General features: G+C 73.3%; 14 protein-coding genes. 8 read left to right on the plus strand and 6 right to left on the minus strand.

Annotation, left to right across the window (positions count from 1 at the left end):
• Positions 1-9 precede the first annotated feature (9 nt).
• Both CLV43_RS32675 and CLV43_RS32680 read left to right on the plus strand, forming a co-directional pair.
• A complete protein-coding gene (locus tag CLV43_RS32675; RefSeq protein WP_211304668.1) occupies positions 10-1,683 on the plus strand; it encodes an alpha/beta fold hydrolase in 1,674 nt (557 codons plus the stop codon).
• 97 nt (positions 1,684-1,780) lie between these two features.
• A complete protein-coding gene (locus CLV43_RS32680; RefSeq protein ID WP_146174984.1) occupies positions 1,781-2,962 on the plus strand; it encodes a hypothetical protein in 1,182 nt (393 codons plus the stop codon).
• 15 nt (positions 2,963-2,977) lie between these two features.
• Here CLV43_RS32680 and CLV43_RS32685 read toward each other — a convergent pair whose 3' ends face one another.
• A complete protein-coding gene (locus CLV43_RS32685) occupies positions 2,978-3,547 on the minus strand; it encodes a TetR/AcrR family transcriptional regulator (RefSeq protein ID WP_106192089.1) in 570 nt (189 codons plus the stop codon).
• A gap of 88 nt (positions 3,548-3,635) precedes the next feature.
• Here CLV43_RS32685 and CLV43_RS32690 point away from each other — a divergent pair, with 88 nt between their 5' ends.
• Positions 3,636-4,595, plus strand: coding sequence for a ketopantoate reductase family protein (locus CLV43_RS32690; protein ID WP_106192091.1), 960 nt, complete (start codon positions 3,636-3,638; stop codon positions 4,593-4,595).
• Between the two features lie 69 nt (positions 4,596-4,664).
• On the opposite strand, the gene CLV43_RS32695 is transcribed toward CLV43_RS32690, so the two are convergent.
• On the minus strand, positions 4,665-5,078 hold the full coding sequence (locus tag CLV43_RS32695) for a nuclear transport factor 2 family protein (RefSeq protein ID WP_106192092.1): 414 nt from the start codon (positions 5,076-5,078) through the stop codon (positions 4,665-4,667).
• Between the two features lie 104 nt (positions 5,079-5,182).
• Here CLV43_RS32695 and CLV43_RS32700 point away from each other — a divergent pair, with 104 nt between their 5' ends.
• Positions 5,183-5,734 carry a TetR/AcrR family transcriptional regulator gene (locus CLV43_RS32700; RefSeq protein WP_245887148.1) on the plus strand — a complete coding sequence of 184 codons (552 nt, stop codon included), beginning with the start codon at positions 5,183-5,185 and terminating at the stop codon, positions 5,732-5,734.
• Positions 5,735-5,830: 96 nt separating this feature from the next.
• On the opposite strand, the gene CLV43_RS32705 is transcribed toward CLV43_RS32700, so the two are convergent.
• Positions 5,831-6,421 carry a TetR/AcrR family transcriptional regulator gene (locus CLV43_RS32705; protein WP_106192094.1) on the minus strand — a complete coding sequence of 197 codons (591 nt, stop codon included), beginning with the start codon at positions 6,419-6,421 and terminating at the stop codon, positions 5,831-5,833.
• A 113-nt stretch (positions 6,422-6,534) separates the two neighbouring features.
• On the opposite strand from CLV43_RS32705, the gene CLV43_RS32710 reads away from it, so the two are divergent.
• Entirely contained in the window at positions 6,535-7,476 is a 942-nt protein-coding gene (locus tag CLV43_RS32710; RefSeq protein WP_106192096.1) for an NADP-dependent oxidoreductase, read from the plus strand.
• A gap of 106 nt (positions 7,477-7,582) precedes the next feature.
• Here the strand turns inward: CLV43_RS32710 and CLV43_RS32715 are convergent, their stop codons facing one another.
• Positions 7,583-8,353, minus strand: coding sequence for an IniB N-terminal domain-containing protein (locus CLV43_RS32715; RefSeq protein WP_106192097.1), 771 nt, complete (start codon positions 8,351-8,353; stop codon positions 7,583-7,585).
• Positions 8,354-8,666: 313 nt separating this feature from the next.
• Positions 8,667-9,989 (minus strand): MFS transporter, encoded by a 1,323-nt coding sequence (locus CLV43_RS32720; protein WP_106192099.1) that lies wholly within the window; start codon positions 9,987-9,989, stop codon positions 8,667-8,669.
• Positions 9,990-10,253: 264 nt separating this feature from the next.
• On the opposite strand from CLV43_RS32720, the gene CLV43_RS32725 reads away from it, so the two are divergent.
• From CLV43_RS32725 to CLV43_RS32735, 3 genes are all read left to right on the plus strand, one after another.
• Complete coding sequence (locus CLV43_RS32725) at positions 10,254-11,294, plus strand: aminotransferase class I/II-fold pyridoxal phosphate-dependent enzyme (RefSeq protein ID WP_245887149.1); 1,041 nt, start codon at positions 10,254-10,256, stop codon at positions 11,292-11,294.
• 108 nt (positions 11,295-11,402) lie between these two features.
• Positions 11,403-13,094: a prenyltransferase/squalene oxidase repeat-containing protein gene (locus CLV43_RS32730; protein WP_106192102.1), complete on the plus strand. Its 1,692-nt coding sequence runs from the start codon at positions 11,403-11,405 to the stop codon at positions 13,092-13,094.
• Positions 13,095-13,137: 43 nt separating this feature from the next.
• A complete protein-coding gene (locus CLV43_RS32735; RefSeq protein WP_106192104.1) occupies positions 13,138-14,352 on the plus strand; it encodes a cytochrome P450 family protein in 1,215 nt (404 codons plus the stop codon).
• Between the two features lie 85 nt (positions 14,353-14,437).
• Here CLV43_RS32735 and CLV43_RS32740 read toward each other — a convergent pair whose 3' ends face one another.
• On the minus strand, positions 14,438-15,271 hold the full coding sequence (locus CLV43_RS32740) for a TauD/TfdA dioxygenase family protein (RefSeq protein WP_106192105.1): 834 nt from the start codon (positions 15,269-15,271) through the stop codon (positions 14,438-14,440).
• Positions 15,272-15,368: the final 97 nt, after the last annotated feature.

The raw sequence follows: 15,368 nt of genomic DNA on the forward strand, positions 1-15,368 counted from the left end.
AGGAGAACGATGTCCAGCAGGAGATGGCTGCACGTGGGGATGGCGGTCGTCCTGGGTGGCGGGCTCGTGACGGGCGCCGTTCCCGCCGCCGCCTCCACCGACCAGCCCGTCGAATGGCGCCAGTGCGCCGAACCGCCGCCACCGGACCCGTCCGAACTGCCGGACAACGGGATCGTCATCGACCCTTGGCAAGGGCAGTGGGGGCAGCTGGAGTGCGCCACCGTCGTGGTCCCGCTGGACTACCGCGACCCCGCTGACGGCAGCCTCGCCATCGGGGTCAGCCGGACCAGGGCGAGCGATCCCGCGCTGCGCAAGGGGGTCGTGCTGTTCAACCCCGGCGGTCCCGGCGGGGGAGGGCTGGCCATGCCGCTCGCGCTCCGCGGGTCGGAGCTCGCGAGGCACTACGACGTGATCGGGTTCGACCCCCGCGGGGTGGGCCGGTCCAGCGCGTTGCGGTGCGAACGGATCCCGGACACGCGGCCCACCGGGTCCCGGCCGACCGACGCGGAGCTCGTCAAGTTCACGGACTACGCCCGCGCCCACGAGGAGGCGTGCCGTCGGGCCGGTGGCGGCATCCGGCCGTTCATCACCACGGCCAACACCGCGCGGGACATGGACGTCATCCGGGCGGCCCTGGGCGAAGCGAAGATCAACTACGTGGGGTACTCCTACGGCACCTACCTGGGGGCGGTGTACGGCAGCCTGTTCCCGACGCGGCTGAACCGCAGCGTGCTGGACTCGTCGATCCACCCCGACTGGCTGTGGCGGGAGCAGTCCAAGCAGCAGTCGGTGGCGGCGCGGTACAACGTCGAGCAGTGGGCGGGCTGGGTGGGGCAGCGCGACGACACCTACCACCTCGGCAGGACGCGGGACGAGGTGCTGGCCACCACCGAGGCGGTGGCCGCCCGGCTCGCCACCCGTCCGGTCCCGTTCACCCGCGCCCGGCCGGAGGCCTGGCCCTCCTACTGGCCCAGGTCGTTCGACCGCACCGTCCTGGACCGGTTCCTGGGCGCGGCCACCCAGCCGCGGTCGGTCTGGGACGTGACCGCCGAGGTGGTCGTGGAGGTCCGCCGGGCGGCGGAGGAGGGCACCGCGGTGTCCGCCGACACGAGCACGGCCGTCGGCGTGCTCCACGGGCAGGGCATCGCCAAGGTCGACTCCGGCGTCTACGACACGGTGACCTGCGAGGCCGACTGGCCCGCCGACCCCGCCGCGTACTACGACGACATGCGCCTGTTCCGCGAGCGCTACCACTACCCGGACGGCAACGGCAGCGGTGTCGTCGGAGCGGCGCCGACCAACTGCACGTTCCGCTCGTTCACCCCGGCCGAGGGGCTGGTCCCGGTGAGGCGGGACGGTTATCCCACGGGCGTGGTGATCCAGGCCGACGGCGACCCCGCCACCCAGTACGACGGCGGGCCCGCGATGGCCGCGAGGCTCGGCGACCAGCTGGTCTCCGTGCGGGACAGCGGGCAGCACGGCCACTACGGCACCAACCCCTGCGTCACGGCCAGGATCGACGCCTACCTGATCGGTGGCGTGCTCCCGCCGTCGAGGTCGGAGTGCGCCGACGACCCGCGTCCCCCGGTCCCGGCCGACGGTTCGGGGGAGGCCAGGAGCGCCGCGCGGGAGGACAAGGCGGACCGCGTCCGGGCCGCCGTCGGCACCACCTTCTGGCGGTAGCGGCGGACCGGCTGTCCGACCTCTTAGGACAGTCGGTCCACCGGCCGCCGCACCCGCAACGGGATCCACCCGATGTCCACGATGGAGGGACAGGTCAATGTCACGGATCGATCGTCGAACGGTTCTCCGCGGAGGCGCCGCGGTCGCGTTGTGGGCGGCGACGTCCACCACCCCGGTGGCGGGGCGGGCGTCGGCGACAGCGCCGATCGGCCCCGGCACGCCGGTGGCGCCGCCGGAGCTCGACTCGCCGACGTGGAACGCCCTGCCGCTGCTCGACCGCCAGGTCCTCACGGTGCTGAGCCAGGTCTTCGCGACGTTCCGCGCGCACGCGCGGACGATCTGGGGCGACTACCGGCCCGACCGGACCCAGCTGGTCCTCCCGCACTGGCCGGGCGGCGAGGAGCTGCCCGGCTACGCCTACGTGGTCAACGCACGACGACCAGGGTCGTTGGGCGACGCCCGGCCCGTGGACCTGCCCGGAGCGCTCGGACTCGGTGCGGTGCACCGCATCACCCGCGGCGCGGGGATGGACGCCGCGCTGTCGCCCAACGGCACCATCGGGACCGTCGACATCGCGGGCGTGCCCACGCTGGTCGTCGGGTTCGGCACGTCCGAGGTCATCAGGGGCCTGCTGGACTTCGGCACGTGGCTCGCCGCGAGGGTCCTGGTCCACGAGGCGTTCCACGCCTACGGGTCCACGTGGGCGCCGTACCCGTTGCCCGACGGGCAGACGACGCAGCCGTCCCCGGCCGACTACCCCCGTGACGCCGAGAACGCGGCGTTGGCGCTGCTGGAGGACGCGGTGCTGGCCCTGCCGTCGGACCGGCCCGCCCCGAGCGCGGCCGGGAAGCTGCGCGGCTACCTGGCCATCCGCGCGGTCCGCTGGGACAGGCTGCCGGAGGTGGCCTGGCGGGAAGGTCCCTACCAGTCCGGGGAGGGCACGGCCCGCTTCGTCGAGGACCGGTACGTGCGGCTGGGCGGCCACCAGCTCGCCGACCGGTCCACGGACCTCACGACCGGCCCGGCACTGCTGGCCTGGATCGGCAGGAGGCGCGGGTACCCCGTCGGCGCGTCCTGCGGCGAGCTGCTCGAGTCCGCGGTGGGGCCGTGGTGGCGGACCAGGGCGCCCAGCGGGCGGACTCCAGGCGACATCGCGGCCGAGGTCCTGGGCGTGCCGACGGGGGAGGACCGCGACCGCGTGGTCGCCGAGGCGAAGCAGGCCTTCGACTACGCCGGACTGCTCGACCTGGTGCGTCGAGCCGATCTGCCCCACGCGTGAGACGGGGCAGGGGGCTCAGCGCGTCCGGCGCAGCCCGTCCAGCAGGAGCGTGATGACGCCGTCGGCCTCGGTCCGCCAGTCGGGGCGGTCGTGGGCGGCCCCGATCCCGTGCAGCGCCATCATCACGGCACCGGCGTCCACGTCGTCGCGGACGGCACCGTCCCGCACGGCGGCGGCCACCAGCTCGGTGACGGCCCGCTCCAGCGCCTGACCGCCGTCGGCGACGGTGCTCGAACCGGTGGTCATGAGCGCGGCCAGCGTCCGGGCGAGGCCCTGGTGGGCTTGCATGTGGTCGACCATGCCGCGGAGGAAGGCCGCCAAGGCCTCCTCCGCGGGCAGGGCGGCCCCCAGCTCGCGGGCCCGGTCGCACAGCGTGGTGATCTCCTTGGCGTACACCGCCTCGGCCAGCGCCTCGCGGGTGGGGAACTGGCGGTAGAGCGTGCCGATGCCCACGCCCGCGAGCCGGGCGAAGTCGTCGAAGCGCAGGTCGAAGAACTCCCCGGCGTCGGCGATCTCGCGTGCCTTGGCCAGCACGGCGTCGCGGTTGCGCCGGGCGTCGGCGCGCAGCGGCTTGTCGGCGGTCACGAGCCCTCCGGTTGACAAGTGGAAACAATCTCCATATTTTCGAAAGTGGAGATGAACTCCAGTTCAATCCTACCCCACGAGGTGCGTCGTGAAGATCCTGATGTTCGGCCGAGGCGTGATCGCCACGGTGTACGGCTGGGCCCTGGAGCAGGCCGGGCACGAGGTCGAGTTCTACGTCCGACCCGGCCGGGCGGCGGCCCACGGGGACGCGGTCGACCTCGACCTGCTCGACGCGCGACGACGCGTGCTGGGGGAGCGCGTCGCCCTGTCGTGGCCCGCGCGCTACCGCGAGGACCTGGTGCCGGACCACGACTACGACCTGATCGTGCTGAGCGTCCAGCACTACCAGCTCGCGGAGGCGGCGGCCGCGCTGGCGCCGTACGTCGGCAACGCCACCGTGCTCGTGTTCGGCAACATCTGGGTCGAGCCGTGGACCGCGGTCGAGGCCCTGCCCGCCGGTCAGGTCGCCTGGGGCGCGCCCCAGGCGGGTGGCGGCTTCGACGAGGACGGTGTGCTCCGCGGGCTGCTGCTGCCCTCGGTCGTGTTCGGCACGTTCGGCACGCCCCCGACCGAACGCGAGCTGGCCGTGCGCCGGGTGTTCCGCGAGTCCGGGTTCCGGCTCAAGGAGCAGCCCGACTTCCGCGGCTGGCTGTGGGTCCACTTCGCGGTGGGCGCGGGCGTGCAGTCGCAGGGCCTGCGGCGGGGCTCGTTGGCGCAGCTGGTGGGCGCGACGGGTGACCTGCGCGAAGCGCTGCTGACCACCCGCGAGCTCCTGCCGCTCCTGCGGGCGCGCGGCGTCGACCTGCGCCGCCACCGGGGCAGCGTGCTGCTCTACCGCGCGCCCACCTGGCTGACCGCCCCCGTGTTCGCCTGGGCGCTCACCCACGTCGCGCTGGCGCGGGCGACCTTCGCGAACCACGCCGACCCCGAGGCGGAGGAGCCGCGCGCGGTGTGCCGGGACACCTTGGCGGAGGCACGGCGGCTGGGCGTCCCGGTCCCGCGGCTGGAGGCGGCCGAACCGGGGTTCGCCCGCCAGGCGCAGGGGTGAACCGGGCCGCGCGCCGAGGCCGTCCGGCGCGGGGCGTTCGCGGAACCCCCGTCCCGCGGAGGCGTGCGGTCACATCAGCTGGTGCGCGGCCAGCGCCGCCGGGTTCATGTAGTCGCGGAAGTGCGTCACCTGCCCGTCGTGCCGGGTGATGAACCAGACGCAGCCGATCTCGACGGGGGTGTCGTCGGCGGCGCGGCGGTGGCGCCCCACGCCCTCGACGACGACCTCGTCGCCGCCCTCGTGCAGCCGGAGGACGTCGAAGGACCCGAAGCGCAGGCGTCCCGCGTCGGCGTCATAGACCTCGCGCAGCCGGGCGGCGATCGTCTCCCGGCCCACGAGCCGGACCGGGACGTCGTCCGCGGTGAAGGGGATCTCGTGCACGGCGTCGGGGGCGTAGATGTCCGCCCAGCCGTCGACGTCGCCGACGGCGAGGCGGTCGAACGCCCTGGTCAACCAGTCGGGAACAGCGGGTGCGTGTGGCACGGTTACCTCCACTAGAATTTCGGACTGTGAGTCCAGAAAACCGTAGCAGACTTTCGGACCAGCAGTCCGAAAAGCAGGTCCGGCGTGGTCGCCCCCCGGTCCCCGTGGCGCGCATCCTCGCGGCGGCCGACGGGCTCTTCGGCGCCGCCGACACCGCGGGTCCGATCACGATGGACGACATCGCCACCGCGGCGGGCATCGGCAAGGGGACCCTGTTCCGGGCGTTCGACAGCCGTGACGGCCTGCTCGACGCGTTGTCGGACGCGAAGTTCGCGCCGGTGCGGGAGGCACTGGAGGGTGGGCGGCCGCCGTTGGGGTCCGAGGCGCCCGCACGCGAGCGGGTCGTCGCCTTCCTCGACGCGGTGCTCACCTTCAAGCTCGACAACCGCCACCTCATCCGCGCCCGCGAGGTGTCCTCCACCGGGGCGCTGCGCACCGAGCGCTACCGGTGGATGCAGGACGCGCTGCGCGCGCTGATCGCCGACGCGATGCCCGGTGCCACGGCGGGCGACGCCGGGTACGCCGCCCACGTCCTGCTCGCGGCGATCCACATCGACCTGGTCGAGGAACTGCTCGCCGGTGGACGCACGCCCGAGCGGATCCGCCGCTCGCAGGCGGCCCTCGCGCGAGCGGTGCTCGCCGACGTGCCGGGCTGACGCGTCCGGGTCGTCGCGGACGCACGGTTCCAACCGGACGGTTGGACGATGTCCGCACCGCGTCGGCGGTCGGTGGCGAGTTCTTGCCGGCGACCGTCAGCGGTGCGGATGTGCCATCCGGCGTGCCGCCTCGGCCACGAAGTCGCGGCGCCGCTTGCGTTCGCGGGCCGAGGCGCCGGAGCCGGTGACCATCCGGGCCAGTCGCGGCGCGGTCTGCCACCACGCGGCCAGGGCGATGAGGGAGAACATCAGCATGCCGGGGTCGACGTCGGGGTCGACGACACCGTCGCGTTGCGCCTGGGCGAAAACCTCGACCTTGCGCCGGTAGTGGACGGTCGTCGCCGGGTCGGGCGACGTGTCCTCGGCGCGCAGCTCCTGCCACTGCAGCAGTCGGCCGAGGTGCGGGTGGCTCGCGTGGTAGTCGTACAGCGCGGCGGCGAAGGAACCGATGTCGCGCAACGAGTCCGCGGTCAGCGGGACGGCGGCGGCGAGCCGTTCCAGCTCGGAGTCGATGACGGTCGACCACAGTCCTTGCTTGTTGCCGAAGTAGGCGTACAACCGCTCCTTGTTGACCCCCGCGGTCCGGGCTATCCGGTCCGTCGTGGCACCGGCGAAACCGTGTTCGGCGAACTCCACCACGGCGGCGTCGCGCAACCGCCGCTTGGTCTCCTCGGTGTCCCAGGCCATGGCGGCAATCTAGTCGATCCCAACCGATCGGTTGGACTTCGGCCGCTCCCGCACGTAGCTTGGGACGGGAGTCGCGAGATCCGAAGACCACTCATGTCCAGCAGGAGGTTCAGATGCGCGCGGTCGGCGTCACGAGGTTCGGTGGGCCGGACATGTTGCGGGTGCTGGAGGTCGGGGCCGAACCCCTCGGCCGGGCCGATGTGCGGGTGCGCGTGACGGCGGCCGCCGTGAACCCCACGGACACGATGCTCATCGCCGGGGCCCGCGCCGACGGCGACCGCCCGGCCGGTGGTGTCGCCGTGCCCGGCATGGACGTCGCGGGCGTCATCACCGAGGTCGGCCCCGACGTGCCCGCCCGGCTGAGTCCGGGCGCGCGCGTGATGGCGATCGTGGTCCCGTCCGGCGACCACGGCGGCTACCGCGAGGAGCTGGTGCTGCCGTCGGCGTCGGTGACGGCCGTGCCGTTGGGGTGCACCGACGCCGAGGCGTCGACGCTGCCGATGAACGGCCTGACCGCGCGCCTCGCCCTGGACCTCATGCGGTTGCGCCGCGGCGGGACCATCGCGGTGACCGGTGCGGCCGGAGCCTTCGGCGGGTACCTCGTCCAGCTGGCCAGGCACGAGGGCCTGACCGTGGTCGCCGACGCCGCACCCGCGGACCGCGCGATGGTGGCCGCCTTGGGCGCCGACGTCGTCGTCGACCGGGGGCCGGACGTCGCGGCGCGGATCCGCGACCACTTCCCGGACGGGGTCGACGGGCTCGCGGACGGCGCGGTCCAGGGCGACGAAGTGCTCTCCGCGGTGCGCGACGGCGGCGTGTTCGCCACCGTCCGCGGCTACCGGGGCGACGGCGCGCGGGGCATCAGGGTCGCCGTGGTGGGCGTGCGCGACTACGCCGCGAACTGGGAGAAGCTGGACGGTCTGCGCGAGCTGGCCGGACAGGGCGCGCTCACACCGCGCGTGGCGGGCACGCTGCCGCTCGACCAGGCCGCGGAGGCCCACCGCAGGCTGGCCGCGGGCGGCACGCGCGGACGACTGGTCCTCCTGCCGGAGTAGACCGCCGCTGTCCGATGTGGACGATCGGACAGCGCGGACCGGTCCGAGGCACGCCGGAAGGGTGGCCCACCCGGGAGGAGGTGGACCACCCTGGACCAGGGGTCGGTCAGAACGCGATGGCGTTGTCGCTCAGGACGTCGCCGACGTCGAGGTGGCCGAGGTCCGCGACGTGGCTGATGTCGCCGATGCCGGACACGCCGCCGAGCGCGGAGGTCACGTCGCCGACGTGGCCGACGCCGCCGAGCACGTCACCGGCCTGCGCGATGTCGCCGAGGTGCAGGGCGTTGTCGGTGACGGTGCCGGTGAGGCCGGACAGGTCGCCGCCGAGGACGTCGCCGGTGCCGAGACCGGTGGTGATGTCCTGGACGGTCCCGGTGACGTGGGTGGTGTCGAGGACGTCGGCCCCGGAGGAGAGGTCGCCGACGAGGTCGGTCACCTGGCTCTGCGCGGTGATGTCGTGCACGACCTCGGTGACCTTGGCGTGCGCGGTGAGGTCGTTCACGCTGTCCAGCGAGCCGCCGAGGACGTCGGCGTCGAGGCCGTCGCCCAGGTCCGTCACGGCGGAGAACTGGCTGGTCAGCTGCTGCGCGGTGGCCGTGACACCGGTGAGGGCGCTGGTGTCCGGCAGGCCGAGGGCGCCGCTGTCGAGGACGTCGAGGGCGTTGTCCGAGGACAGCGACCCGAACACGCCGCCGAGTCCCTGAACGGGGGAGTGGTCCAGGACGAGCGGGAGGATCTCCTGCACGTCCAGCGCGGAGACGTCGCCCAGTCCGGCGGTCTGGAGGACGCCCTCGGGGTCGGCCTGGAACGCCGAGAGTGCCTGCGAGTCGTTCAGCAGGTGGGAGGCGAAGTCCTGCAGCGTCTCGAACGTGACCATCTGGATGAGCTCCTGAGAGGGGGGAATCGGGTGTGGCTGACAAGGAGCAACACTAGGGACGTCGTCACTGTCCGCACATCGGGTGACACACCTAGTTCCGAACGTGGTAGCCCGTTAGGGGGAATGCGGACATCGACCTAGGGGGACGGGGGTGTCCGACCATTCCCCCTAACGGGTTAACCATCAGTCGTACGGGGAAGTCGGGTGGAGATCCACTCGACCGCCTGGTCAGCGGGTGGGACCGGGGTGTCGGACGTGTGCGGGCCGGTGCGCTCGGCCGCGAACGCGTCGGGAAGTCCCTGGTGCGCTCCCGTCAAGAAGCCCCAGGCGCGTTCCGTGTCGGAGTCCGATGTGGACGGTCCCGGTCCAGCGGGGCGACGCCGGGCGCGCCGTCCTCCTGGCCGATCTCCGGCACCCGGCGCACGGCCAGCGCGCCCGCGATCCCGAGCAGCGCGAGGAAACCGAAGAACGCGGTGTACCCGCCGAGGCCCAGCAGCAGCGGCGCGGACAGCGGGACCAGGGACTGCGGCAGCATGTTCGCGATGTTGACGATGCCCAGGTCCTTGCCCGCGTTCGCGCCGTCGGGCAGCACCCGCACGCACATCGCCATGTCCACGGCCAGGAACGTGCCCATCCCGACCCCCATGACGCCCGCCGCGACGAACACGACGGAGGTCGACGGCGCGAACGCCAGCAGCGCCATCGCGACCACGCCGATCAACGCCGACACCACCACGAACGGCTTCTGCCGCCGCAGCACGTCCGAGAGGTGCCCCGCGCCGAGGCTCGCGATGATCGCGGTGGGCACGAGGATCGCCGACCACGTCAGCACCAGCCCGCCGACGTCGGCCTGGCTCACGCCGAACCGCTGGATCAGGTAGAGCGAGACGTAGCTGCCCGCCGCGTAGGTGGCGGTGATGAGGAACCGCACCAGCCACGCCCAGCCGAAGGCCGGGTGGCGGCGCGGGTCGAGCCAGAACGTCCGCAGCACCACGCCGATCCCGCCGTGCCCGTCCCGGCGCGGGCGCGGCCTGCCCTCGCGGATCAGCAGCACCGACACCACACCCGCCACGGCCGCGATCGCGGCGACCACCCGCCACTGCAGCGCCGACCCGGCGGGCAGCGCGGTGACGATCGCCAGCCCCAGCAGCGGGGCGAGCGGGATCACCAGGCCGAGGAGCCCGGAGGCGAGACCGCGCCGCCGCGGGGGCACCTGGTCGGCGAGCACGGCGGTCGTCGCGGACTGCTGGAAGCTGAACAGCGCCTTGGCAAGGCACCACAGCAGGACCACCTGCCACACCGCCGACGTCTCGCCGAGCGCGACCACCGCGGCCGCCCCGGCGAGCGCCCCGAAGAGGATCCACGTCCGGCGGCGGCCCAGCGGGAACGCCGCCAGGTCGCTGATCCGGCCCGCGATCGGGGTGGACACCAGCACGACGACGGCGGCGAGGCCGGTGACCAGGCCGAAGGAGTCCGTCGCCGCCCCGGTGTCGGAGGTCAGGGCGGTCAGCCGCAGCGCCAGCAGCAGCTGCAACGGGGTGATGATCGCGATGTACACCCCGAACTGAGAGGTCAGCAGCGCGGCGGCGAGTCGGCCGAACCCGGTGGTCCCGGTGCCGGGGGCGTCGATGCTCATCCGGTTCTCCTCCGCGCGTGCCAGTCGGTGTGCGGTCGGCGACAAAGGGAGGTGACAGCACGTCACCAGTCGGTGAATCTTCTTGGGGGAATCGGATATCGGTCAACCGCTGTAATGGTGAATATCGATTACCGTCCGGTCAATGGCGTAATTGAGACAGGGGGCTTGACGCCGTGAGCGCGTGATCGTTAGCGTTCCAGTGGATTTGATCGGCGCAAGAAGTCTGACCGAATGTGGTTCGCCTCACCGGGAAAGGCTGGTCTCGTGGCCCGGATCATCCACCAATTATCCCTCAACGAGAATTGTTCGCCGCCGTTGCCGGGTGTGGTCGAGGCGTTGTCGGGCGCGCTGGACCAGGTCCACCTCACCCTCGACGCGCTGGCCGACGGCCTCGCGGCCGACCTGGCCGGACGCCTGGGGCTCGACGCGGGGCGGGTGGTGGCCGGAGCCGGGTCCGGGGCGCTGCTCCAGCAGTTCCTCACGGCGCACGCCGGTGCGGGGACGACGGTGGTGCACACCTGGCCGTCGTTCGAGATGTACCCGCTGCTGATCCGCAACGCCCTGGCGGAGCCGGTCGCGGTGACCGGTCCCGACGACCGGCAGGACCTGGCGGCCGTGGCGGCCGCGGTCACCCCGGACACCTCGGTCGTGCTGCTGTGCAACCCGAACAACCCCACCGGTGAGGTGCTCGACGCCGCCCGGCTCCGCGACCTGCTCGACGCCCTGCCGCCGCACGTGCTCGTGCTGGTCGACGAGGCCTACCGGGAGTTCGCCGCCCCGGACGCGATCGCCGACGCCGTGGAGCTGCACAGGACCGACGACCGGGTGGCGGTCGTCCGGACCTTCTCCAAGTCCCACGGGCTGCTGGGCCTGCGCGTCGGATACCTGGTGGGGGCGGCCGAGGTCGTCGCGCCGGTGCGCCGCACCACGCCGTTCTACCGCGTCCCGACCATCGCCCAGGCGGCGGCGGTGGCCGCGCTCAAGGCCGAGCCGGAGATGCGGGAGCAGTGCGAACGGGTGGCCGCCGAGCGGGACCGCGTCCGGTCCGGGCTGCTGGACCTGGGCTTCGACGTGCCGCCCAGCGGCGGGAACTTCCTGTGGCTGCGGCTCGGTGCGCGCAACCGGGAGTTCGTGGAGCACCTGGCCGAGGACGGCATCGCCGTCCGCGCACTGGCGGGCGGCTCGGGGGTGAGGGTCAGCACCGGCATCCCCGAGGCCAACGACGCGGTCCTGCGCGCGGCGGGCCGGTTCGCCGCCGGACTCGCCGCGGCCCGCACGACGCCCGCCTCGACCGACCACCGCTGACCGGGGCACCGCGGGCCGGGTGCCGCGCGTGCCCGGCCCGACGGCGCCGACCTCGTGATCCCCCACTCGTGACGAGCCCCCGGTCCCGGCCGGGTGAGAGGAACCCGAATGACTTCGGTGCACGTCGACCCCGATCCGTTCACGGAGGTCCTCGAAGCGGCGATCGCCGAGGGAGCCGAGGTCCTGTTCGGCGCCCAGCGCGACGACGGCGTGTTCGACTACGGCGAGGACAGCCTGACCTCGACCCTGGGCACGGTCGGCGCGGTGTCGGCGCTGCACTTCGCCGACCCCGTGGGCAGCGCCGACCTGATCGCCGCGGGCGCCGGGTGGCTCAGGCGCACCCAGAACGAGGACGGCGGCTGGGCGATGGTCCCCGGCCTGCCGAGCGAGGCGGGCCCGACGGCGGTCGCCTCCGCCGTCCTGCACCTGGTCGACCCGGAGGGCAGCGCGACCCCGGTCGCCACCGGGCAGCGCTGGATGGACGACCACGGCGGCCTGGACGCGATCCCGCACCCCGAGGTCGTCTCGTGGTGCCGCCAGTACTACGGCTTCGTCGGCTGGCTGGCCCCGGAGGACATGCGCCGCTTCCCGCTGGAGCTGGCGCTGCTGCCCGGCCTGTACCGCAGGCTGTTCGACCTGCGCCTGCCGATGGCGTCCGCGCTCGGCCTCGCCCAGGCCCGGCACAAGCCGCTCACCCGGCTCCAGCGCGCGCTGGCCCGCTGGGGGGAGCCCAACGCGCTGAAGGTGGTCCGGCAGGTCTACGAGCACGAGGGCTCGACCGGGGCCTGGTGCGAGAACGCGTGGGTCACCGGGCTGGTCTGCACCGGTCTGGCCCGCGCGGGTCTGGCGCCGGACATGGTCGCCGCCGCCGTCGGGTGGTTCCACCGGTCCATGGCGCCCGACGGCTCGTGGGAGACCGGCCCGCTCGACGCGGCCTGGACGATGTACGCCGCGCGCGGCCTCGCCGAGGCGGGCTACGCGGGCGACCCGCGGCTGGCGGCCTCGGTCCGGCTGTTCGTGCGCATCCAGCAGCACCGCCCGTTCCTGGCGTTCGGCTGCCCGCCGGGCTACTGGGGCTGGTCGGGCACGGAGGGCTGGCCCTCGACCCTGGAGACGGGAGAGGTCCTCTCCGTGCTGTGCAGGCTGCCCGGCGACGAGCAGGCGGACGCGGTCCGCCGGGGGGTCGACTGGCTCACCCGCGTGCAGGACACCCGCGGGTCCTGGGGCCTCTGCGTGCGCAACACCAAGGTGGCCAACAGCGGTCCGTGCCCGATGACCACCGTGCAGGCCGTCGACGCCCTGCTCGACGCGGGTGTGCCCGCCGGCGACCGCCGGGTGCGCCGCGCACTGGGCTGGCTGGCGCGGGTCCAGAGCCCGGAGGGCACCTTCGAGTCGGTCTGGTACCGGCACCACACCATGGGCACCGCGGCCGTGCTGGAGACCTTCTCCAGGGTCGGGCGCGCGGCCGACGAGCCCGCCCGCCGGGCGGTGGCCTGGCTGGAACGCACCCGGCTGCCCGACGGGTCGTGGGGGGACGGTTCCGGCGCGCCCGGCACGGTCGAGGAGACCGGCTGGGCGGTGTCCTCCCTGCTGGCCGCGGGCGCGGACCCGGCCACCGTGCGGTCGGGCGTGGACTGGCTGCTGGCGCGCCGACGGCCCGGCGGCGGGTGGCCGTCGGAGAACGTGCACGAGTACGTGCGCTTCGTGAGCCGGTACAGCAACCCCGCGTTCGCCCACGGGATGGCGCTGCGCGCGCTCGGCCGCTACCGGACGGCGACCCGGCGGGACACGACTTCGTGAGCCGCCGGTCCCACCAGCTGACCCCAGGAACCGGAGAGGCCCGATGACCGGCACGACGCACGAGGACTCCTTCACCGAGGACTACTGGCGCGACCCGCACGAGACCCTCGCCAGGACGCGCGAGACCAGCCCCGTCCGCGAGGTCGAGTTCGAGACCGGGCCGACCTGGCTGGTCACCCGCTACGCCGACGTGCGCGCCGGGCTCACCGACGAGCGGCTGGCCAAGGACTGGCGGTCGAGCCTCCCGGAGGAGGAACGGGCCTCCGCGCCACCGGGGCTGCCCGCGCCGATGTCGCACATGCTGACCTCGCTCGACCCGCCGGAGCACACCCGGCTGCGGAACCTGGTCGTCCAGGCGTTCACCGCGCGCCGGATCGCCGAGCTGCGCCCGCGGGTCGAGGCCGTCGCCGCCGAGCTGCTCGACGCCCTGCCCGAGCACGAGCCGGTCGACCTCGTGGCGCGGTACGCGATCGTCCTGCCGATGGTGGTGATCTGCGAGCTGCTCGGCGTTCCCGAGATCGACCGCGAGGAGTTCGCCCGCCTCTCGACCGTCCTCATCGACGAGTGCCCCGAACCCGAGATGGTCCTGGCCTCCACCCGGATGGCCGACTACCTGGAGGGCCTGGTCGCCGCCAAGCGCGCGGCACCGGACAGCGCGCTGCTGTCCGCGCTGATCACGGCGTCGGACGAGGGCGACCGGCTCTCCGACCTGGAGATCGTGGCGATGGCGATGCTGCTGCTCATGGCGGGCCACGAGACCACCGCCGTGTTCATCACCAACAGCGTCCGCGCGCTGCTGGCCGACCCGGCCGGGCTGGACCGCCTCGCCTCCCCGGCGTCCGCCCCGTCCCTGGTCGAGGAGCTGCTGCGCTGGCTCTCGCCCGCCATCAACGCCTCGCTGCGCTTCGCCACGGAGGACCTGGAGATCGGCGGGGTGGCGATCCGCAGGGGCGAGTCGGTGATGCTGTCGACCGGCGGCGCCAACCGCGACCCCGCCCAGTTCCCGGAACCGACGAGGTTCGACCCGGACCGCGACACCGCCGGCCACCTGGCCTTCGGCCACGGGATCCACCGCTGCCTGGGGGCGGCCCTGGTCCGGCTGGAGGGCGAGGTGGGCCTGTCCGCCCTGTTCAGCCGGTTCCCGCTCATGCGGGCGGCCGCCGACCCCGCGGACCTGACCTTCCGCCGCAGCGTCCACGTCCACGCCCCGCGCACGTTCCCGGTCGTGCTCGGTCCCAGGACCGAACCGGGCGAGTGACGCGCCGCCGGTCGCGGTCGTCCCGACGGCCGCGACCGGCCTGGACTCGCCGGGGGAGCGGACCTCGGCCCGCGCCCCCGCAGCCTCACTCCTTCACGGTCGTCGCCGACATCCCGGCCTCCTGGAACCTGCCCCACCGCGGCTCCGCCCCGCGCGGCTCGTCACCCATCACGGTGACCCGCTGCCCCACCCGGCGCCCCGCGTAGTCGTTCACCGCGTAGTGCTGGGTCGCCCTGTTGTCCCACATCGCCACCGCGCCCTCCACCCACCGGTACCGGCAGGTGCGCTGCGGGCTCTCCGACACCGCGAACAGGTGCTCCAGCAGCGCGTCGCTCTCACCCTTGCTGAGCTGGAGGATCCGCCGGGTGAACATGCGGTTGACGTAGAGGCTCCGGCGGCCGGTGACCGGGTGCGTCCGGACCACCGGGTGCTCGGCCTCGCTGCGGAACGTGCCGTTCGGGTGGACGAACAGGTGCGACGCCGTGGTGCCCTCCAACAGGTCCCGGATCGGTTCCGACAACGCCTCGTAGGCGAGGTACTGGTTGCTCCACATCGTGTCGCCGCCCGATTCCGGCGTCAGCGTGATCTGCAGGACGGAGGCGATGGGCGGGCTTTGGGCGAACGTCACGTCGGTGTGCCAGACATCGGCGCGCGCGCCTTGTTCGGAATCGAGCACGACGATTTTGTCGTGGCCTTCCAGTTTCGGCAGGAAGGGGTGCACCTCCAACTGCCCGAACCGGCTGCCGAACGCCTCGTGGGCCTGCGGGGTCAGGCCGCCCGCGTCCGGGAAGAAGAGCACGAGATGGCGCATGAGCAGGTCGTGGACCTCCTTGAACTGCTCGTCGTCGACCGAGCCGAGGTCGACGCCGTACACCTCGGCGCCGAGGGAACCGGAGATCGGGCGAACCTGGAATGGCATGTCGTACGCCTTTCTTCTGATGTGCGCGATCGAATTCCGTGCGCGTGTCCGGCGGCACGGTCGACAGGGATTTCGGAATGCTCGTCGTTTCTCTTGA

The sequence above is a fragment of the Umezawaea tangerina genome (assembly GCF_003002815.1).
GTDB lineage: Bacteria > Actinomycetota > Actinomycetes > Mycobacteriales > Pseudonocardiaceae > Umezawaea > Umezawaea tangerina.